The sequence below is a fragment of the Nitrospira sp. SG-bin1 genome, from assembly GCA_002083365.1.
In the GTDB taxonomy this organism is placed as follows: Bacteria; Nitrospirota; Nitrospiria; order Nitrospirales; family Nitrospiraceae; genus Nitrospira_D.
Window position 1 is genome coordinate 1 of record LVWS01000002.1, and the last position, 19,415, is coordinate 19,415.

The following is a 19,415-nucleotide window of genomic DNA, read 5'->3' on the forward strand; positions in this document are numbered from 1 at the left end:
TTCGTCAATTTACACACGCGGCTTGACATCACCCGTTTCAATGGACTGTTAGCATAACCCCGCGTTTTATGAAGGCGTGCCCCGGATGTCCTAGAGGAGTTGGAGCATGATGATTCGTGGTTGGCAGTCCGTGTTTTCTGCGGTCGGAATCGCTATTTTTATCCTGTCCATGAGCTCTCCGGTTCTGGCCACGTCGGAATCGGGGGATAATGGCGCCCAAAAATCCTACGGTGAAAAGGATCTCCTATTACCGGACCTGCTCGATTTGCAGTCCGAACCGGAAGACCGGCTTGTCATTCTGCCGGAAATCAAACGCGATGGAGAGCGGTTCTTTTTGAGTTCATTCAAGCTGCCAGACAAGATCACATTTGCCGGAATGCCGGTCCCGTTGGATAACTGGCAAGTGAGAGAACGGATCGAATATGAATTTTATCAATTCTTGGAAGATCAAGGTGAGAGTATCATCCTCGCCAAACGCACCGGACGTTGTTTTCCTCCAGCAGAAAAACAGTTGGCCGATGCCGGTTTGCCTGATGATCTCAAGTACATGTTGCTCGTCGAAAGCAAATGCATTTCAGCCGCCTACTCGAGAGCGAAGGCATCCGGCCCCTGGCAATTCATCCCCTCCACTGGTCGCCGGTATCGTTTGAAGAGCGACGCCGTTAGGGATGAACGTCGGAATCTCGAAATGTCGACTGAAGCGGCGGTAAAGTACCTCAAGTACCTGAAGGACTTTCAGGACAATGATTGGTTCTTGGCGATGGCCTCCTACAACGCGGGTGAGGAACGGGTCCGCAAACTGCTCAAGGAGCAAAAAATTACCGACTATTGGAAGATGCATGGCCCTCGTGAGACCATGCGGTATGTTCCTCGTATCATCGCCGCGAAGGAAATCTATTCTCAGCCGGAGAAGTATCTTGGGCTGACCAAGAAAGACCTCTATATGCCGCTTGAGACTGAAACTATCACGGTCAACGTCAAGGAATCCCAGCGCGCGCTGACCTCGATCGCCGAGGAATTCGGCACCTATCTGCTTGAACTCAAGATGCTGAATCCTGAATTTAAAAAGGATGTCCTCCCTCGCGGGACCTATCACATTCGAATTCCTCGTCAGAGCTGCCCCAATCGGTGCTTCAAACAAGAAATGGCTGCTCCTTAATCTTCTCGTCAATGGCACTTCAATTGCCCGCTTTCCCTGCGCCGCCACTTCTTCGGAAACTGATTGCCGCGGGGCTGGAGGCGGCGGACCCCTACCAGGCCCTGCTTCGAAGCGTCTCGCTCAAGAGACATTCTTTGCGAGTGGGTCATAACATTTATGATCTTTCGCGGATCGACCGTGTGATAGCCGTCGGTGCCGGCAAGGCGTCCGCAAGGATGGCGCAGGCATTGGAGGCAGTCCTTGGGGAAAGGCTGGAAGGGGGACTCGTCATCGTCAAGACAGGTCACAGGCTCGCCACCAAGCGGATCGCCGTGCTCGAAGCCGGTCACCCAATACCCAATCGCGCCGGCATTCACGCGACCCAGCGGCTCCTGAATTTCATACAACATCTGAAACCGCGAGATCTGTTGATCGTTCTCGTGTCAGGAGGTGCATCGAGCCTCCTACCGGCTCCGGTCGCAGGCGTAACACTGGCTGATAAGCAACGTACGACGCGCCTGCTGCTCCGCAGCGGAGCAGCCATCAATGAGGTCAATGTCGTTCGAAAGCATCTGTCCTTGATCAAAGGCGGTGGACTGGCGGGATCCACTCGAGGGCGGATCATCACGCTCATTCTCTCAGACGTCATCGGCGATGATCTCGGTTCCATCGGCTCCGGGCCGACAGCCGGCGATCCATCGACCTTTGCAGATGCCGTGGAAGTGTTGCAGCGATATGGATGCTGGCCTGCCATACCGGCGTCCGTCCGCCGCTACTTGGACCGTGGGCGACGAGGAAAAGCCCCTGAGACTCAGAAGCCCGGTTCGCCACGGTTGCGCTCAGTACAGCATCACATCATCGGTAATAATCGGATCCTGCTGGAAGCGGTCGCACGTGCCGCACAGCAAGCCGGTCTCCGCACCACGATCGTTTCGGACCCTATCATCGGAGAGGCACGTGTGGCAGCGAAGCAGTTGACCGGCATTGCCAAGACAATCACGGAACGACATAGTCTCTTGAAGCGCCCCTGCTGTCTCATCGCGGGAGGCGAAACCACGGTGACGGTCACAGGCCGAGGAAAAGGCGGACGGGCCCAAGAGTTTGCCGCGGCGGCGGCATGTGAGATTACCGGCCTCCTCAACACATGGGTCGTGGCACTGGGCACCGACGGAACAGACGGACCCACCGATGCAGCCGGAGCGATTGTCAGCGGCAACACCGTCGCCCGAGCAAAAAAACTCGGCATTGATCTGCATTCGTTTCTCAATCACCACAATACCTACCCTGCCTTAAAGGCCCTTGGATGTCACATCCATACCGGTCCTACCGGCACGAACGTCAATGACCTTTACCTGGTCCTCCTGCTCTAGCTACTATGCCGCCTTATGCACCGTCCCTTGATCCTTCCGCTGTCTCACTGCAGCGATGTCACACTCACTGGCGGAAAGGCCGTTGGACTCGCTGGGCTCATCGCCGCCGGCTTTGCCGTTCCTGAAGGATTCTGCGTCACGACAGAGGCCTATGCGCACACTCTGCATGCGTCAGGGTTTAGAGAGGAAGAGGAGTGGCAGAAGGTCGGAGCGCTGGAAGGAAACGAACGCACGTCGGCCTTGGCCGACTGCCGGAATCGCATCAGACAACTAGAGACATCCCATCTAGCCTTCCGATGGCAGACGGCACTCCAAACACTCAATCAACCATCAGCCACACGCTGGGCCGTTCGATCATCGGTCACGAACGAGGATACGGCTCACGCCAGTTTTGCGGGACTCTATCGCACGCACCTGGGTATGTGTTCTTCTGAAATCGACTCGGCACTGAAGGACCTTTGGGCATCGCTGTGGGAGGAACGGGTGGTGGGCTACACGGCTCACCGGAATCAGGCACCTCCTCCCAGAATGGCAGTGATCATCCAACCGATGGTCGATGCACGATCGGCCGGAGTCGCCTATTCAATACATCCTGTGACCGGGCGATGGAATCATGTCACGATCAACGCCGTACCTGGTCTCGCTGCGCCGCTGGTCGATGGAAGGGTTGAGCCGGATCAGTATGTCGTGGAGATGACCGACCAGGGACAACCTATCTGCATTCGCTCACGCAGTCTCGCTCACAAGTTTGAACGTCTGATGATTTCCGAGAGAGGCCTGCGCACCGATCGGCTCGATGAAGCGGGTCAAGTCCGTCCGTCGCTGACGGATGATCAAGTCTTTTCCCTTGCCCTGATCACCAAACAAGTCGAGCAGGCCTTCGGACACCCGATGGACCTCGAATGGGTATTCGACGCCACACAACTCTGGCTCGTGCAGGCCAGGCCGATTACCGCTGTCCGTCCTTCAACCGATTTCACCAACGATGACTGCGAGTGGTCGCGTGCCAATTTCAAGGAGACGATGCCGGAACTCCCGAGTCTGCTGAGTCTCTCGTTTCTCGAACAGTTCATGGAGCGTTATATCCTCGCTCACTATCGAAGGTTTGGTTGCCGTATTCCCGACGGTCTCTCATCAGTTCGCGTGCTGAAGGGACGCCCGTACATGAACGTCACCCTATTTCATATCTTGATCGCCCAACTGCATGGAGATCCGTCGCTGAATGCCGAACAGATGGGCGGTGAACCACTGCATACCATCCCACCGGTACGACCGCTCAACGGGGTGGCATTTCTCCGAGCCTTGTGGATGATGTGGGCGGAGATGCGACGAGTTGAACGCTCTGGTCCGCACCTGTTTCAGGAAATGAAACACTTGGCCATGACGTATCGCCGTGAGCGCATTCTGCACCTGTCCTTGGAAGAACTCGTGACCGAACTCGACAAGCTCGGTCCCTGGTTGGAAGGGCGGGAGGTGACGTTCGGCATCGCCGCGGGAGTCGGACAATGTCTGCAGCTCTTCAGCCAATTCCTTCCTCGTTGGCTCGGCACGGACTGGAGGGGCTTGTTGAACGCCGCGCTCCAAGGACAAGGGACCGTCATCAGCGCGCAACAGATCCTCCGACTCGCGGAGCTGACGGACATCGCCCGAGACGAACCGAGGACGAACGCTTTTCTCACATCCGAACCATGGGACTCTTCGGCGTTTCGTGTGGCTCTGGCCGGCACGCATTTCCTTCGAGTTTTCAACGGTTATTTGGATGACTATGGGCACCGCGCGATCGGTGAATCGGACGTCATGTCTCCGCGTCTGGCCGACAATCCGGAATCGATTCTGGCTATCGTGCGTATCCAGCTCATGTCCGCCTCTCCTTCACGACAACACATTCTCTTACGTCAGGGAACTGCGAAAACCGACGCACTGACTCGGATCAAGCAACGCATCGGCTGGCGTTATCACAGATGGATCGTCTTCCTGTGGTGTTACCGAAGGCTCTGCCGTTTCTTCTCGCTGCGCGAAGCCAACCGACATCATTTGATGTATTACTCGACCGCCATCCGTACCCTGTTGATACGCGTCGGAGAGCGTTTGGTCGAACGGGGGCTGCTTCATCAGGTGGACGACATCTTTTTTTTGACGATCAAGGATCGGGCCGACCTGCTCGCCGGAAGCACCCGCGACTGGACGGCTGTGATCCAGGCCAGGAGAAGCGAGCGAGCACGCAATGCGGCGATCGAGGTGCCGGACACGATTCGCGACTGGCAAACTGCGAGCGAGCAGGCGAGGGCATCGGAAAAATCCGCCGGGGGCGATCTCTTGTCAGGCATGCCGATCAGCATCGGAACCGTAACTGGCCCGGTTCGAGTGATTCGCTCGGTTGAAGATTGGGGTAAGGTCATGGCGGGGGAAATTCTTGTCGTCCCGGTGATCGACCCCGGGCTGGCTCCGCTCTTCGGCCTTGCCGGTGGTCTGATCGCGGAAATGGGCGGCACTCTCTCTCATGGAGCCATCATCGCTCGAGAATACGGACTACCGACGATCGCCAACGTTGAAGGCGCCATGGCCCGGCTTACCGATGGACAGCGTATAGCAATGGACGCCGACTCAGGGACCATCCGTATAGGGCCATCCTCACAATCCGCTGACGGATAGAGCTGATTGATTGGGGCCTTCTGCTCCTTGATCTTTTTCAATCCCTTGCGTACTCTGCTTTAAATTATCAGCACTTCACACTATATGCAGTGTTCACTACACCGCCCTCCATGCAGGCTATGCGATGACTGATGTGACTGATATGGCTGCCATTCTTGTAGCCTTTGGTGTGGGGCTGTTTTGCGGCGGCCTCTTGATCGGTCTATGGGTCACCAGCCGCTTGCGACCTCCGGCTCAGCGAGCTGAAGCCACCGTGGACGAGCTACGAATGCGACTCGAAAGCGAGCACGAAGCTCTTTCATCTGCCCAACGAGCATGGGCGGAGGCTCAACAGGCTCGAGTGACGGCGGAAACCCGTCTGGAGGATACGGCCCGACAACTGCTGGACCAGAAAGCCCTGATCGACCACACGAGGCAGGAACTCCTGGGTGCGTTTCAAACGCTCTCCGGCGAGGCATTGAAACACAACAACGAGACCTTCTTGAAGCTCGCCGCCGTATCGTTTGAAACTCTCCATATCAAAGCGGACAGCGACTTGGCACAGCGGCAGCAGGCCGTCGATGCGCTAGTCCGCCCGCTCCAAGAGTCGCTTCAACGCTATGATGAACAGTTGCGACTGTTGGAACAGTCCCGGCAATCCGCCTACGGGGGATTGGATCAACATCTACGATCGTTGGCGGAATCGCAGCAACGGTTGCAGCAGGAGACCGGAAACCTGGTGAAAGCTCTGCGGGCTCCGACCGTACGGGGTCAATGGGGCGAGTTGACGTTGAAGCGGGTCGCCGAACTCGCCGGGATGGTCGATCATTGTGATTTCGTCGAGCAGCACTCCGTGACAGGTGACGAGGGGCGGTTTCGACCCGATATGATCGTACAGTTGCCCGGAGAGCGACAAATCATCGTGGATGCGAAGACGGTGCTCTCCGCCTACCTGGAGGCTCATGAAGCTCAGACTGAAGCGCAACAGACGGACGCCCTGCGTCGCCATGCCGCTCAGGTCAAGAGTCGCATGGACGAATTGTCGTTGAAAGCGTACTGGACTCAGTTCGACCGCGCACCGGAGTTCGTCGTGTTGTTTCTGCCCGGGGAACAATTCCTCGGAGCGGCGCTGGACCACAACCCCCGCCTTATTGAAGAAGGATTTGCCAACGGAATCGTGTTGGCCACCCCCGCGACGCTCATCGCGTTACTCCGCGCAGTCGCGTATGGCTGGCGCCAAGAACGCATGACGGCCCATGCGGAAGAAGCCGGTCGGTTGGGCAAGGAATTGTACGAGCGCATGGCGGTGCTGGCTGAACATATGAACGATGTCGGACAGGCGCTCGGGAAAAGCGTGTCCGCGTATAATCGCGCCGTCGGTTCTCTGGAGACGCGCATCCTTCCCGCAGCGCGGCGCTTCAAAGAATTGGGAGTCTCGTCGGATCGGGACATTATGGCGTTGGAACCGACGGAAGTTATTCCACGTAAGACGTTGTCGTTTGACATCGAATGAATGAAGGAGCCGGCATGACTGACGAACAGGCCATGGTCGAAGCATTTCACAGCAAGTTCGAGATTTTGGCACAGCGCACTCCGACCGATCTGAATGAGGACACGAAACAACTTCGTGTTCGCCTCATTCAAGAAGAGTTCGATGAATTGAAGGACGCAATGGCCGCCGGCAATCTGGCCGCGATCGCCAAAGAAATGGCGGACCTTCTCTATGTGGTTTATGGAACCGCGGTGTCCTATGGAATCGATATGGAACCGGTGTTCCAAGAAGTGCACCGCTCCAACCTGAGCAAGATCGGCGGGTACAAGCGGGCCGATGGGAAATGGGTGAAGCCACCCACGTACTCACCGGCCGATATCGAATCGATTTTGGAGATCCAGCGGGAGCATCGGTCGGCGGGACAGCTGTCTGTGCACGAGGCCGCCGGTGTGCCCCGGAGTTCATGAGAGACCCACACTGTCCAAGTTGCGGAACACCCTTCGTCCGAGTCGTCCATGACGAGGGGACCTTGGAGCGAATTGTGAATCGCTTCAGGATCTTTTCATTTCGGTGCCAACTCTGCACCAGGCGCTTTCGTGCCTATCGCAATCAGGTCCCCGGTCAAACCTCCGTCGCGGATCGCCGACAATATAAACGCTTACCCGTGTCGCTCCGGGCCAACCTTCGCACGGAGAATGCCATGCGAATGGATAATCGTGTGACGGATATTTCCATGGGAGGTTGCACATTGGAAACGACGACCTCCTTACCGCAAGGGACTTTTATCGAGCTGGTCATCAAACCGGCTTCCGACGAAGAGCCTATCAAGATTGAAACGGCCATGGTCTGTTCGTCGCGTCCGGAATCGATGGGCATCCGGTTCCTCGAAATGGTGGCGGATGACAAAAACCGCCTCAGTCAGGTGATCCTCAGCTTACTGGTAGGACAGAGCCTGCATCAAAATCTCTTGTCGTGAAACCGCCTGGCCGCACTGAAAAAGCCGTCTAGGAAGGCCGTTGGAGGAGTTTCAGCAAGACAAACCATTCCGCCTTAGCAAGGAGTGAGGCCCGTCGCATACGTTCACATAATGACGAGACTGAGCTTATTTCGCGGAGACGAGAATATTATCAATGAGCCGAACTGCTCCGATACGAACCGCTCCGAGCAACAACGCCTTACCCGCCACCGTGGAGAGTGGCTCGAGAGTAATCGGATCGCACACCGCCAAATAATCGGCGGTCATGGCAGGTTCGCCTTTGACGACCTGAACCATCGCCTCCTGAATTGCCGTTCCATCAGCCACGCCTCTTCGAATCGCCTCGGCTCCTGTTTTCAGGCTCTTGTACAGCGTCACAGCTCGACGTCGTTCATCCGGCGAGAGATAGACATTGCGTGAGCTCATCGCTAATCCATCCTTTTCCCGCACGGTCGGATGCACGATAATCTCCACCCCCAGGTTCAAATCCTTGATCAACTGCCGGATGAGTGCTGATTGCTGAAAGTCTTTCTGTCCAAAGAGCGCGATCTGAGGACGGACGATTCCGAAAAGCTTCGTCACGACGGTCGCAACACCGGGAAAATGATGCGGGCGTGCTTCCCCTTCCCACCGGCGTGCAATGGCCGGAAGGGTCACCCTGGTTTGAAATCCGCTCGGGTACATCGCCTCCACGGTCGGTTCAAAACAGACGTCGACTCCTTCCTGTCGGCATACCGCTCTGTCGCGCACAATGGGGCGGGGATACTTGACGAGGTCTTCCTGGGGTCCGAATTGTGCAGGATTGACAAAAATACTCACCACCAGCGCATCGCACCGTAATCGTGCTTCACGAATCAGCGATCGATGCCCGTCATGCAGCGCACCCATCGTCGGGACAAACCCGATCGTGACGCCTTCACGTCTCAGTGCCTCGCTCCAGGCTGCCATGGCTGCCGGTGAGCGAATGATCTTCATGAGCCGGATGGTGAGCTGCAAGCAGGGCGTGAGCCGTATCTCGTGGAAGGCTGAGGAAAGAGAAGACGCACTTCAGACCAGTCTTGGACATCCGTTAATAACTGCGCCATCGACTGTTTGAGCGTGGGATGGACCCACAACGGGTCAAGTTCATTCATGGGCATAAGGACAAATCGTCGCTGATGGAGACGAGGATGGGGAATGGTCAAGCCGGGTTCCTTAATGACACGCTCACCATAAAAGAGCATGTCAAGGTCCATCGTGCGAGGACCGGACCGGTTGTCATCATCCCGCCCGAGAGAACGTTCGATTTCTTGGAGTGTCGTCAGGAGACTGCGCGGAGCGATGGCCGTTTCAAGCTGAACTACTCCATTCAGGAACCAAGCCTCGCCTGGGTCGGTCCGATCCCGAATCGGTTCGGTCTCATACAACAGCGAGACACCCGTCAGCCGAGAATGTGGCAGGAGACTGAGCAACGTGACCGCTCGATCGCAGAAATCGACTCGATCGCCTACATTCGATCCGAATCCGATGAAGACCGTCTCTTTCATGCGCGTATCTCGCGAAGCGTTATTCGTGCATCGTCAAAACGAAGGCGCCGGCTGCGAACGACGCTTAACGAACGACATGGTCAAAAGCCTGCCTTCTTGATTCGCTCGACCGCTTCCGCCAACCGTTCTTTGGAGGTGCACAGCGTCATGCGGATATATCCCTCTCCGGGCGCTCCAAACCCGTTGCCGGGCGTCGTCACGATGCCGGCCTTCTCCAACAGATGGGCGGTAAACGACGTCGACGTATAACCCTTCGGTACCGTCACCCACACGTAAAACGCCGCGGGTGGGGGATCGACCTCCAAGCCGAGACGCTTGAGACCTGGAATAAGCGTGTCCCGACGATCCTGGTAGGTTTTTCTCAGACTGTCGGTCACCGAGTCGTCAAGGTTCAGGGCGGTAATACCTGCCTCTTGAACCGCCTCGAAACAACCGGAGTCCAGATTGCTCTTCACCTTGCCAAGACCGGCCAGGACATCCTTGTTGCCCACGACAAAGCCGAGTCGCCAACCCGTCATATTGTATGTCTTGGAGAGCGAATGGAACTCAACGCCGACCTCCTTGGCTCCCTCGACCTCCATGAAACTCACCGGACGACGCCCGTCATAGTACACCTCGGAATAGGCGGCATCGTGGCACACGATCACCTGGTTCTCCTGTGCGAACTCGACCACACGCTTGAAATAGTCCTTCGTCATTACCACCGAGGTGGGGTTGTTCGGAGAGTTGAGCCACATCAGCTTGGCATTTTGGGCTACCTCCTTCGGGATCGCGTCGAGATCGGGAAGGAAACCGTTGGCTTTTGTCAGCGGCATGATGTGCGACTGCCCGCCGCAAAAGCTTGTCCCGACCGGATACACCGGATAACCAGGGCTTGGAACCAGAACGACATCCCCCGGATCGACAAAGGCCAGATGAATATGCCCGATGCCCTCCTTCGACCCGATCAGCGTGAGGACTTCGTTCGTCGGGTCGAGCGTCACATTGAATCGGCGCTTATACCAGCCGGCCACGGCTTTTCTGAAGGACAACATGCCTTCATAGGAGGGATATTGATGATGTTTGGGATCCTTGGCCGCGTTCGCCAGACGCTCGATGATCGGCATCGGCGTCGGCAAATCGGGGTCGCCGATGCCGAGATTGATAATGTCAGCTCCACGTGCGATGGCCTCTTGCTTCATTTTATCGATCGCGGCGAACAAATAGGGAGGCAGTGTCTTAATACGCGTGGCAACTTCGATCGGGAAAGCACCCATGGTCGATTACACTCCTTTCGTCAATCAGCGGGCCGGCTTGACATGGTGCCCCCATGCCGAGAGGCGCCGGATGGAGAAGACTACTTCAGGAATGAACCGGTAATCAACGACCGGATTGCAGCAGGTGGCCGATCAATCGATCAGCCGTTTGATGGAGCCGCGGGAGCTGTGGCAGTGCCGTTGATTTAACTCCCTGTGCGGTCAGGCGAGCCTTGGTCAAGTCGGGCGCACATTCGCGACAGAGCGAATCGATCCCGCCTTCCTCCATTTCCAAATGGAACAGAAGGCCATAGGCGCAATCTCCGTACCGAAACGCCTGCAAAGCCGCGACATCGGAGCCGGCCAGCGGCACACAGTCTTCGGGTAAATCGAATATTTCTCCGTGCCATTCGAAGACACTGAACGACTGAGGGTCGGCTCCAAACACCGGATCCTTCTTCCCTTCTTCGGTTAACCCTATGGGCGTCATTCCGATTTCCAATGCTTGGCCTGGGCGCACGGTTGCGCCGAGGGCCTTCGCCATGAGCTGACTCCCCAAGCACACCCCGATCATGGGTTGACCGGCAAGCAGCACTGATCTGATAAAGGCGGTCTCCTCGGCAATCCACTTGTCGGAATCGTTCACCGACATCGGCCCGCCCATCACGATCAACAAGTCACCCGCATTTTTGGGCAGACCCTCTTTCGGGACAAGCACTGAGTCGAGCCTCACACCGCGCCTGGCGAGAGCCGTTGCAAATGCGCCCGGGCCTTCAAAAGGAACATGTTGAAGGCACACTGCATGCATTGGCACCTCCTTTCCGAGAAACTATGGCTTTTATATACCGAACGCGGTGAAGAATAAAATGAGGAGTTTGTTTTTAGGCGGAAGGTCACAAGTTTCGATGCCGTGGATCTTATGAACTCTGAAGGTCGGCAGTCGATAGTCGGGTGATGTGTACAGCTCCACATACCTCACCCGGGAAGGAGAGGCCCATGCACGTAGACTCGTCGATAAACCCTCGTTGTTTTAGTTGGAGTCCCTCATGGCACGAGAATGGCAGCTCCTCGCGGTACATGATCCATGCCGTTGGTCCGGCTGATGAGATGGCCTGGGCGACGAACGGGCTTGCTGTCATCCTGCGATCGCCGCTGTCTTGAATGGTAATCGAAGATCAGCACCGGCAACTACCGATCGACCTTGCCGCCAGAGTGACGATTGCTTCGGTTCGTGCCACGATGGCGAAATTTCACACCGTCCCAGAAGTGACTTTCTGTTGCTTCTCTTCAAACGACTTGGCAGTGTATCAAAGGAATCTCCTCAAGACCTAAAGCTTCGCGCTTGGCTTAGTTTGGACTTCTCGCTTGACCTGTGCCGACCCATGAGTAACTACGCTGCCGCCAGGACATTTCGTCTCGCCCCCATGTCTCCAGTCATTCTGTTCGTCACTCTGGCGCTTCTGGCCTTACCGGTCGGCTTTTTGGTCGCAACGATGGCGGGGGCACGAGTCCTTGTCGCTCCATGTTTGATTGTGACCGCCACCTATCTATGGATTTGGCTTCGTTTTCGGCCGACCTGCTTCATCCTCCGTGAGCGATCGATCGAAGTCGTTTGGCCTTTGAAACGTCGGGAGATTCGCCGTAACAGTATTTCGGGGGTTCGACTCCTCGATCCAAAGAAGTTGCGACAAGAAATCGGATGGGGCATGAGAATAGGAGCCGGAGGACTCGGCGGCGGTTTTGGCTGGCTGTGGACGAAGCGGTATGGCCTCGTACGGATGTACGTCTCACGCACCGATGGGTTTGTGTGGATCCAGCAGAAGAACGACCGACCCTGGCTGATCACGCCGGAACATCCGGACCTATTCGTGCGTGTCCTCTCCGCCTAAGAACCCATTCCTCCGCGAGGGTTCCGCGTCGTGCAAGGAAGGTTCATGCGAGCCTAACAAACACCACCGCCGTTTTCTCGACTTTGGCCGTGGAATCGAGCTGGATACCTTCGTAAGCCTGGCAGTGAATGGATGTCTGCGCTAAAATCGGCATCGTGAAACCTTCGATCAAAACCGCTGAAGATCTACGGTGGCTGATCGGGCATACGAGCGGTTTCCGCTCAGGATATGTCACCGACGTACACATGTCCAAACGCCGTCTCTTCGACGAGGGATCCGGACGGGACGTGCCGGCCGGCACCACCGTCTCGGTCACCGTTCGATACGAAGTCCGCGGCATGGGGCGAGTGGCCAAACTCACCATGATCGGCGTGACGGACTTTTCCATCTTCGAACAGGACGGCGCGGATTGTTCCGCTCTGGGCGTTATTCAAGCGGAATTCAGCGCGGGAAAACTTCGTTTTTGGTTTGATCCCCAGGGAGAGCTGTATGTCGTGTGCGAGGAGGCTCATTTGGATGAGATCGCCACGCCGTTCATGACGGCCGACCAGGCGGCTGAACTCGCTCGGTGGACGTTCCAGGGCCGAACTGGAAAAGGTCCCTCGGTGCAATGGTTGTTGCACGAGTTGGATCAAGCGGGTCTGCCGTGTATGTGGCGTGAAACACGACGGACCGTGGCGATTCATCCGGCGGTGCAATGGGAAGGCGATCTGATTCCGACTGGAGACACCAGGGTCCACGATGACACCCTGGTCCATGTCATGGCCTATGATCCACCGGAGGGGAATGGCTTCGGTCTCATGGTGCGGGTGTCTGGGATACAGGATCGTCGGATGAGCCGGATGCTTGAAGTCTTAGCCGATCGAATTACCCAACATTTTGCCGGTGATTGCCTCGTCGGCACAACCATCATCCCAGGCCGAGAATGGGAGAGTTGGTTGATTCGGGAGCATCATACCCGACAGGGTGGGTGAGCCGCGGGAAGAGGAGAACGCTGATCAGTGCGCGTGTTCCGGAGAATAATGTCCGTTGCCGTTCCCGTTCCCGTTTGCAAAGCCGGCGACACCGGTGCCGTTTACATAACCTGCAACGCTGTGCGCCGCGGTGTTCCCGCCGCTCGGCGTGCCCTTGCCGTTGATACACTCCACCAGGGCCCAAAACCGTAACGGATTGACGCTTTGCTTTCGCGCAATCTGCAAGGACGTTCCCTCCAACACGGTATTCAGCGATAAGTCCGTCCGCCAGCCGAGATGTTTGGTCAGCGGAGAAATCACTTTTTCCACGGCGGCAATTACCTTGTTGCCGTTGCTGAAGTGGTTCAGCATGATGATACGACCCCCCGGACGGCAGACACGAATCATCTCGTTGACGACCTTCCGATAGTCGGGAACCGCCGTGACGACATAAGCAGCCACCACCGTATCAAAGCTGTCATCATTGAACTCCATGGCTCCCGCGTCCATGCGATGCAGTTGAACGTGATCGAGGTGGTGGGCTTCGGCCTTTTCCTTGGCTTTGGCCAGCATCCCTTCGGACAGATCGATCCCGACAATCCGGCAATGTCGCGGGTACATTGGAAGGGCCAGCCCGGTCCCGACCCCGACTTCCAAAATCTGTTCATCAGGTTGGACATTCAGATTGCGGATCGCCGATTCACGCCCTTCATGGAAGACCTTTCCAAAAACTTTGTCGTAAAACCCCGCATAGGAGGTGTACACACGCTCAATCTTGTGGGGATCCATGCTTTCCTCCCATACTTCGCACGAGACGCCTGTTGCGCATTCCAGCCCCCTGTTTCGAGGCCGTAGACCGCCATGACGACGCGGGGAAAAAATTGAGGCGGGAAATTCACGTGGTGCAAGGCCCGCCCGGGAACGTAATCCGGCGTACTCTAGCCAAACTCCTCTTCATGAGTCAACAGATTCTTGGGGGACCGAGACGGAAATACCTGCATCGGTCCCAGGGGAACTGGGAGTGACTTCGTCTCCCTCCTTGATTCACGGCTCGTTCCTATGTGATAGCTACCTCCCATGATACTGGCCGGTCTCTTCGCGGGAGTCTTGTTCATCGGACTGATCGTCGGTGACTGGTTATATTTTCTTCGCCTGACCCCGGATGCCGTTCGGTACGGATGCCGTGTCGCCAAAAAACCGGATCAGTGGCCTGAAATTACGCTCGCCACGCTGGCGAATCGGTTCACTCCTGAAGGCCTGCTGATGCTTCCTCACGGAGTCGCCTGGTTTTCTCCACAGTCCGCCCAGATTGCGATCCGCCCGCGGTATCGACTGTTCTCGTTAGGGTTCCGGACCGCCTGGCCGGTGAAAGGGCTGATCCGTCTGACCCCGCAAGACCACTCGCTGGACACGCTGTGTATCAAACGCATGCCCTGGTCGTCAGCCCTCATCACGCTCCTGTGGTTTGCGCTCGTGGTGTTTGGGTCCCTGACCTTCGTGGTGCAGTATGCCATGGATGGAGGTTTTTCTTCGCTGGGAGGAACCCTTACTGGCATCGCAGTCGTCGCCCTGGCCGCCCTAGTGTTGGCCTTCGGACTCGTCACGGTGGCCTTTGCCTATCGGCTCGAAGACGGCCGGCTCATGACAGTCTATGAGGAACTGCGAAATGCCATTGCGCCCCCCACCTCTTCCTAACTCGCCGCCGACGAGTTCTTTCTTAACAGGATGTTCAAAAGGGCCGTCCAGCAAGGCCGCAGCGAGCGAAGTGGCGAGGCGTACTCGGGGTCGTACGTTGAGCCTCTGAGCGATGTGAGAACGCCGCTGGCGGACGTTTTTCAACATCCTGTTACGCAAGAAACAAGTTCAAGAAGTGATCATATTCGGCCGGTAAGTTCAGGGCCGACCGATTACGAGCGAGGCCGGCGATGATCCCTCGATGCTTTTTGGGGAGGCCTGATGCCTCAAAGGCCAATCGGAACTGTTGCCATCGCAAGCCCGAGTCGGCCATGAGGCGAGTTTGTTCTTCGATCGAAAGCCCATGTACCATGGTCGTCAACGTGCGGATGGCTTTCTCCACACTTTCATACGGGGGCGCGAGTTGAAGTCCGGCATAGAACCGTTCGAGGTGATGACGGAATTCGGCTTTGAGGGTTGAGAATCGATCGGGTGTGGTCGAGGAAGGGTCCGGCATGGTATGTCTGACGATGATACGGCATGACGAAACCGCGTGACAACTTTTCCATGGAGGACTGTATGAAGCGAACGTTCAAAGGGCTGCTTGTACTGGGGACATTCGTCGTATTGGCCGGCTGCTCATCCCATCACCACCATCACGGCATGATGGGCGGCGGCAAAAGCGACGCGTACTGGCAGAAAGGCCAACAAGACATGGAAGGGCTGATCAATCGGACCGTGCAGGATCCCGAGAAGGCGAAGCGAGTGAATGCATTCGTCGGGGACATCATCAAGGAGCTCAAGGAGAGCCGTGAGCAGGAACGGGCCTATCATCGGCAGCTCTACACCTTGAACACGAGCTACACGGCGACACCCGACGAATTTTCCAAAATCGTGAACGAGGCGAACATTCAGCGGGCGCAGAGCGCGGCCCGGGTCCTGAGCCTCCGGTTCAAGATGAAGGATCAGATGACCGCCGACGAGTGGAAAGCACTCTCGGACCGCATGGTCTCCTATAGCAGCCGTTATCAACATGGGGATGGCGGCGCCAAAAGCAATTATTGACTCGAAACCGGCGCGGCTGTGAGCGGTACCGCCGTCCACGTCGCGCCGGCATCGGTGGAGCGATAGAGCCCGCTGCCGTTGGTACCGGCGTAGAGGATCCGCGGGTTCTTCATATCCATGGCCAGGGCGCGTATGTTCAGCGTCGCAATGCCTTGATTCATCGCCTGCCAGGTCTTCCCACCATCCGAACTTTTCCACACCCCTTTCGGCCCGCCGATATAGAGCTGTGACGCATCGGTGGGGTGGAGCAGAATGCCGCTGACGAAAGGATCGGGCACCGATTGGCCGATCCGCTCCCACCCTTCGCCTTTGTTTGTCGTGCGAAACAGCCCCTTCGTCGTGCCGGCGTAGACGACGTCGGGATTCGTCCGTTCGATTTCAATGGCATTCACGCCCAGCGCCATCGACGCCATCAACTCGCTCTCGGGAATCAGTCCGTTGTTGATTCGTTTCCAAGACATCGCCCCGTCGTCCGAGCGATACATCCCGCCCGTCGTCCCGCCGAACAGGATGGTGGGGTCCTTGGGATTGATGGCAATGGAGGTTACAATGTGCACTTCCTTCATGCCGTTCATCCGTTCTTCCCATTCGCGGCCCGCGTCCTTCGTGTAGAACGCGCCCACCGTCGTGGCGATGTAGATTTTCTCGTTCAAGACCGGATGAAACACGAACTGATTCACGAACGAGACATGTTCCTTGAGTCCGACATTATGCGGCAGCCAATGTTGGCCGCCGTCCGGGCTCTTGTAGACCGCATCCCCCATCGTGCCTGCATAGATCGTGGCCGGAAGCAGCGGATCGATCGCCAGCGTCGTGACCCGGCGCGCGCTGAAACTCGGGAACCGCTCCCAGGTTCCTCCGCCGTCGCGGGACTTGTAGACGGCATCATTCGTGGCCACGTAGAGGATGTTTGCGTTGGTCGGATGGAGCGCGATCGAGACGATCGACTCGCTGTCCTTTTGGCAGCCAGTCACACTGAACACGATGAGCAGAATGCTAATGAAGAGCAGCCGAAAAGAATGTAGAGGGCACATAGTGGCGGCAGACCTAAACACAGCTAGAAGTAGGGAGTCAAGAGATCGCAGACCGAAACGTCTTCGCCATTTGGTTCTCGGCCATGGTCAGAATACGGTCATAAAGTCGTTTAAAAGGGCGTCTTCACAAAGCAAGTTTGACACATTCTCAGAAAATGACGACAATGCCATCGCTTTAGCTCAATTGGGATTCAATGCCGAAATTCTTCCATGTTGCGCCCATTCTTCTTAGTCCAGGCAGTGTTATCTTGCCTGGCAATTGGGGTCGCATTCTTCGGGTCTATTTACAAGCAAATGATGTCTTGTTTAGAGAGTATGTCTTGGAGGAGATACGAAAATCCAAGTACCCTGAGAAACCAAGTCGCCTGAAGGCAGTCTTTCTTCTCGAAACTTCTGAAGAGGCCCTTTGGTACAAAAATAATCTCGCATTGACAGGCCTGGTCTACGAGGTGGAAGCCGAAACCGATGGCGTTGCTATTCATCGCGGCAACTACACAAGAGTAGCGCCTGTTAACCAACATATGCTTGATGTGATGCCGAGATATGCAGAGGAATATTGGTCGACCGTTCCGACAGAAAGGATTGAGATTGTATTCCCTAATCCCGTTACAGTGGTGGCTCAGCATGATTAAGCAGTTATGACAATGCAGATAGCCAACTTGACTTTAGTTTGAATCAGCCGACTTCAACGTGACATGATGAGGTGGAATCGTGAAAACCGTCGTTCTTGATGTTCGCTCCTCTAACGAAGCGATGGCAGATTTTATCCGAGTCTGGAAATCCGTGAAGGGAGAGAAGGCTGCCCGGATTAGCTTTGCTACTCCGGAACTCCTTTGGAAAGTCCTGACGGCCAAGCGCTGGCAATTACTGAAAGCCATGTGCGGAGCCGGCCCTTTGTCGATTCGCGAAGTGGCGCGTCGTGTACGGCGAGATGTGAAGGCCGTCCACACTGACGTGACGGCACTATTGAAAGCCGGTGTGCTTGACCGTGTCGATGATGGTCGAGTGACATTCCCGTTCGACTCAGTGAAAGTTGAGTTCCTTCTCCACGTCGCATGAGTCGTCGTGCTGTGTCGAACACCGCAAACCGTCCGGTCTCGTACGTTGAGACTCTACAAGAATGGGGCACGGGGATTATAGGTGGTGCCACACCCGAAGAGGTGTTGTCTTGCAAGACTCGGCATTGGCAATATGAGTGTGAGCACCGCGTATTCAGTAACGAACCATACTTTCCCGTTGCGGGCCGTATTCGGAGAATTCTACTCGGCGCTCGAGCTGCCGAGGACTTAGGTTCTGTTCTTCGTAAGCTTGCGCCAACTGCGACAGTGATCAGGATGATGCTAGACCACGATGGTGTCTCAGTTCATGCCTAACAGTTGCTTCAGACCGACCTTAGGTAGAGTCCTTAGACACCCTAGTCATCATGAGCATCTACGCAACACTCTGGAGTCTGGAGTTGACTCGGTATGGTGACGTCCACATTGGATGTGAATGGTTGAGGTGACATCATCTCACTGGATAATGTTGTCTTTTCATGGCGCTGGAAATGGAAATCTAACGGCGTCCTAAAAATCCCTTGAGAGAGTAAATGAAACACGCAAGCATACACGCCCCTCAAGCGGCCGGAGCCGACCAGTGAAGTGACCCTCGTTATAGTCTGCATCGCAGCGTTACTTGCCTCAGCCCTCACGCTGTTTTCAGGCTTCGGTCTCGGCACGCTGCTCATGCCGGTCGTCGCCCTTTTCTTCCCTCTGGATCTGGCGATTGCCATGACGGCCATGGTCCATCTGGCGAATAACCTTTTCAAGATTGGGTTGCTTGGACGAAAAGCGGATCGCTCTATTCTGCTGAAGTTCGGATTACCTGCGATCGTGGCAGCTTTTGCCGGGGCGGCAGTGCTGACGTATCTGGGTGAGCTCGACCCGATCTACGAATACCACGCGTTTGGAAACATCCGCCAGGTGTCGGTCCTCAAGTTGGTCATCGGCGTGCTCATTGTTTCCTTCGTTGCTCTGGAGCTCTTTCCAACATTCTCCAAGATGACACTCGATCGTAAATGGCTTCCGCTCGGCGGCGTCATCAGCGGGTTTTTCGGCGGACTGTCAGGACATCAAGGCGCCTTTCGCAGCATGTTCTTGATTAAGGCGGGTCTGGAGAAAGAAGCGTTTGTCGCCACGGGAGTGGTCCTCGCCGTCATGGTCGATCTGTCCCGCATGGTCATCTATGGCGTAGGAATATCGGCTCATGGGGAAGCCGTTGAGTGGCCGCTTGTTATTGGTGCCAGTGTGTCTGCCTTTATCGGAGCCTACGTCGGATCTAAAGTGCTGAAGAAAGTCACCCTCCGATCGGTTCAGCTGATTGTTTCGGCTCTGTTGATTGTGGTCGGGATTGGGCTTATGGCTGGTGTGCTCTGACCATACCGCTGCGTTGCC

20 protein-coding genes are annotated in these 19,415 nt (G+C 56.2%); 13 read left to right on the forward strand and 7 right to left on the reverse strand.

The features are described 5' to 3' along the window. The first annotated feature begins 106 nt into the window (after positions 1–106). The 6 genes from A4E19_11805 to A4E19_11830 all read left to right on the forward strand — a co-directional run bounded on the left by A4E19_11805 (position 107) and on the right by A4E19_11830 (position 7,607). Positions 107–1,159, forward strand: coding sequence for a hypothetical protein (locus A4E19_11805; GenBank protein ID OQW37854.1), 1,053 nt, complete (start codon positions 107–109; stop codon positions 1,157–1,159). Positions 1,160–1,170: 11 nt separating this feature from the next. Continuing rightward, complete coding sequence (locus A4E19_11810) at positions 1,171–2,508, forward strand: glycerate kinase (protein ID OQW37855.1); 1,338 nt, start codon at positions 1,171–1,173, stop codon at positions 2,506–2,508. 15 nt (positions 2,509–2,523) lie between these two features. Next, positions 2,524–5,160: a hypothetical protein gene (locus A4E19_11815; GenBank protein ID OQW37856.1), complete on the forward strand. Its 2,637-nt coding sequence runs from the start codon at positions 2,524–2,526 to the stop codon at positions 5,158–5,160. A 124-nt stretch (positions 5,161–5,284) separates the two neighbouring features. Continuing rightward, entirely contained in the window at positions 5,285–6,652 is a 1,368-nt protein-coding gene (locus A4E19_11820) for a recombinase RmuC (protein ID OQW37857.1), read from the forward strand. A 14-nt stretch (positions 6,653–6,666) separates the two neighbouring features. Continuing rightward, the gene (locus tag A4E19_11825; protein ID OQW37858.1) at positions 6,667–7,098 is read left to right on the forward strand and encodes a hypothetical protein; all 432 of its coding nucleotides are present in this window, start codon (positions 6,667–6,669) and stop codon (positions 7,096–7,098) included. A 62-nt stretch (positions 7,099–7,160) separates the two neighbouring features. Further along, positions 7,161–7,607 carry a hypothetical protein gene (locus tag A4E19_11830; GenBank protein ID OQW37859.1) on the forward strand — a complete coding sequence of 149 codons (447 nt, stop codon included), beginning with the start codon at positions 7,161–7,163 and terminating at the stop codon, positions 7,605–7,607. 126 nt (positions 7,608–7,733) lie between these two features. Here the strand turns inward: A4E19_11830 and A4E19_11835 are convergent, their stop codons facing one another. The 4 genes from A4E19_11835 to A4E19_11850 form a co-directional block, all read right to left on the reverse strand. After that, positions 7,734–8,582 (reverse strand): pantoate--beta-alanine ligase, encoded by an 849-nt coding sequence (locus tag A4E19_11835; GenBank protein OQW37930.1) that lies wholly within the window; start codon positions 8,580–8,582, stop codon positions 7,734–7,736. Beyond that, positions 8,579–9,133, reverse strand: a complete 555-nt coding sequence (locus tag A4E19_11840) for a hypothetical protein (protein OQW37860.1) — start codon at positions 9,131–9,133, stop codon at positions 8,579–8,581. The genes A4E19_11835 and A4E19_11840 overlap by 4 nt, the downstream gene beginning before the upstream one ends. Before the next feature lie 80 nt (positions 9,134–9,213). Then, the gene (locus A4E19_11845; GenBank protein OQW37861.1) at positions 9,214–10,389 is read right to left on the reverse strand and encodes an LL-diaminopimelate aminotransferase; all 1,176 of its coding nucleotides are present in this window, start codon (positions 10,387–10,389) and stop codon (positions 9,214–9,216) included. 103 nt (positions 10,390–10,492) lie between these two features. Then, on the reverse strand, positions 10,493–11,176 hold the full coding sequence (locus A4E19_11850) for a hypothetical protein (protein ID OQW37862.1): 684 nt from the start codon (positions 11,174–11,176) through the stop codon (positions 10,493–10,495). A 616-nt stretch (positions 11,177–11,792) separates the two neighbouring features. On the opposite strand from A4E19_11850, the gene A4E19_11855 reads away from it, so the two are divergent. Continuing rightward, positions 11,793–12,257, forward strand: a complete 465-nt coding sequence (locus A4E19_11855; GenBank protein OQW37863.1) for a hypothetical protein — start codon at positions 11,793–11,795, stop codon at positions 12,255–12,257. 128 nt (positions 12,258–12,385) lie between these two features. Beyond that, on the forward strand, positions 12,386–13,231 hold the full coding sequence (locus A4E19_11860) for a hypothetical protein (GenBank protein OQW37864.1): 846 nt from the start codon (positions 12,386–12,388) through the stop codon (positions 13,229–13,231). Positions 13,232–13,255: 24 nt separating this feature from the next. Here the strand turns inward: A4E19_11860 and A4E19_11865 are convergent, their stop codons facing one another. Then, the gene (locus A4E19_11865) at positions 13,256–13,999 is read right to left on the reverse strand and encodes a hypothetical protein (GenBank protein OQW37865.1); all 744 of its coding nucleotides are present in this window, start codon (positions 13,997–13,999) and stop codon (positions 13,256–13,258) included. Positions 14,000–14,287: 288 nt separating this feature from the next. On the opposite strand from A4E19_11865, the gene A4E19_11870 reads away from it, so the two are divergent. Next, complete coding sequence (locus tag A4E19_11870) at positions 14,288–14,905, forward strand: hypothetical protein (protein ID OQW37866.1); 618 nt, start codon at positions 14,288–14,290, stop codon at positions 14,903–14,905. A gap of 151 nt (positions 14,906–15,056) precedes the next feature. Here A4E19_11870 and A4E19_11875 read toward each other — a convergent pair whose 3' ends face one another. Continuing rightward, positions 15,057–15,401, reverse strand: a complete 345-nt coding sequence (locus tag A4E19_11875) for a hypothetical protein (GenBank protein ID OQW37867.1) — start codon at positions 15,399–15,401, stop codon at positions 15,057–15,059. 23 nt (positions 15,402–15,424) lie between these two features. Here A4E19_11875 and A4E19_11880 point away from each other — a divergent pair, with 23 nt between their 5' ends. After that, positions 15,425–15,949 (forward strand): hypothetical protein, encoded by a 525-nt coding sequence (locus tag A4E19_11880; protein OQW37868.1) that lies wholly within the window; start codon positions 15,425–15,427, stop codon positions 15,947–15,949. Here the strand turns inward: A4E19_11880 and A4E19_11885 are convergent. Beyond that, positions 15,943–16,983, reverse strand: coding sequence for a hypothetical protein (locus tag A4E19_11885; GenBank protein ID OQW37869.1), 1,041 nt, complete (start codon positions 16,981–16,983; stop codon positions 15,943–15,945). The genes A4E19_11880 and A4E19_11885 overlap by 7 nt on opposite strands. Positions 16,984–17,177: 194 nt before the next feature. On the opposite strand from A4E19_11885, the gene A4E19_11890 reads away from it, so the two are divergent. From A4E19_11890 to A4E19_11900, 3 genes are all read left to right on the forward strand, one after another. After that, positions 17,178–17,615, forward strand: coding sequence for a hypothetical protein (locus A4E19_11890; GenBank protein OQW37870.1), 438 nt, complete (start codon positions 17,178–17,180; stop codon positions 17,613–17,615). A 79-nt stretch (positions 17,616–17,694) separates the two neighbouring features. After that, positions 17,695–18,042 (forward strand): DNA-binding protein, encoded by a 348-nt coding sequence (locus A4E19_11895; GenBank protein ID OQW37871.1) that lies wholly within the window; start codon positions 17,695–17,697, stop codon positions 18,040–18,042. A gap of 581 nt (positions 18,043–18,623) precedes the next feature. After that, on the forward strand, positions 18,624–19,397 hold the full coding sequence (locus tag A4E19_11900; protein ID OQW37872.1) for a hypothetical protein: 774 nt from the start codon (positions 18,624–18,626) through the stop codon (positions 19,395–19,397). Positions 19,398–19,415 lie beyond the last annotated feature (18 nt).

What these genes read in the sequence shown, in the direction of transcription:
- A4E19_11805 (OQW37854.1), top strand. Translation starts at nt 107, where the DNA reads ATGATGATTCGTGGTTGGCAGTCCGTGTTTTCTGCGGTCGGAATCGCT.
- A4E19_11810 (OQW37855.1), top strand. Translation starts at nt 1,171, where the DNA reads ATGGCACTTCAATTGCCCGCTTTCCCTGCGCCGCCACTTCTTCGGAAA.
- A4E19_11815 (OQW37856.1), top strand. Translation starts at nt 2,524, where the DNA reads ATGCACCGTCCCTTGATCCTTCCGCTGTCTCACTGCAGCGATGTCACA.
- A4E19_11820 (OQW37857.1), top strand. Translation starts at nt 5,285, where the DNA reads ATGACTGATGTGACTGATATGGCTGCCATTCTTGTAGCCTTTGGTGTG.
- A4E19_11825 (OQW37858.1), top strand. Translation starts at nt 6,667, where the DNA reads ATGACTGACGAACAGGCCATGGTCGAAGCATTTCACAGCAAGTTCGAG.
- A4E19_11835 (OQW37930.1), bottom strand. Translation starts at nt 8,582, where the DNA reads ATGAAGATCATTCGCTCACCGGCAGCCATGGCAGCCTGGAGCGAGGCA.
- A4E19_11840 (OQW37860.1), bottom strand. Translation starts at nt 9,133, where the DNA reads ATGAAAGAGACGGTCTTCATCGGATTCGGATCGAATGTAGGCGATCGA.
- A4E19_11845 (OQW37861.1), bottom strand. Translation starts at nt 10,389, where the DNA reads ATGGGTGCTTTCCCGATCGAAGTTGCCACGCGTATTAAGACACTGCCT.
- A4E19_11850 (OQW37862.1), bottom strand. Translation starts at nt 11,176, where the DNA reads ATGCATGCAGTGTGCCTTCAACATGTTCCTTTTGAAGGCCCGGGCGCA.
- A4E19_11855 (OQW37863.1), top strand. Translation starts at nt 11,793, where the DNA reads ATGTCTCCAGTCATTCTGTTCGTCACTCTGGCGCTTCTGGCCTTACCG.
- A4E19_11860 (OQW37864.1), top strand. Translation starts at nt 12,386, where the DNA reads ATGGATGTCTGCGCTAAAATCGGCATCGTGAAACCTTCGATCAAAACC.
- A4E19_11865 (OQW37865.1), bottom strand. Translation starts at nt 13,999, where the DNA reads ATGGATCCCCACAAGATTGAGCGTGTGTACACCTCCTATGCGGGGTTT.
- A4E19_11870 (OQW37866.1), top strand. Translation starts at nt 14,288, where the DNA reads ATGATACTGGCCGGTCTCTTCGCGGGAGTCTTGTTCATCGGACTGATC.
- A4E19_11875 (OQW37867.1), bottom strand. Translation starts at nt 15,401, where the DNA reads ATGCCGGACCCTTCCTCGACCACACCCGATCGATTCTCAACCCTCAAA.
- A4E19_11880 (OQW37868.1), top strand. Translation starts at nt 15,425, where the DNA reads ATGACGAAACCGCGTGACAACTTTTCCATGGAGGACTGTATGAAGCGA.
- A4E19_11885 (OQW37869.1), bottom strand. Translation starts at nt 16,983, where the DNA reads ATGTGCCCTCTACATTCTTTTCGGCTGCTCTTCATTAGCATTCTGCTC.
- A4E19_11890 (OQW37870.1), top strand. Translation starts at nt 17,178, where the DNA reads ATGCCGAAATTCTTCCATGTTGCGCCCATTCTTCTTAGTCCAGGCAGT.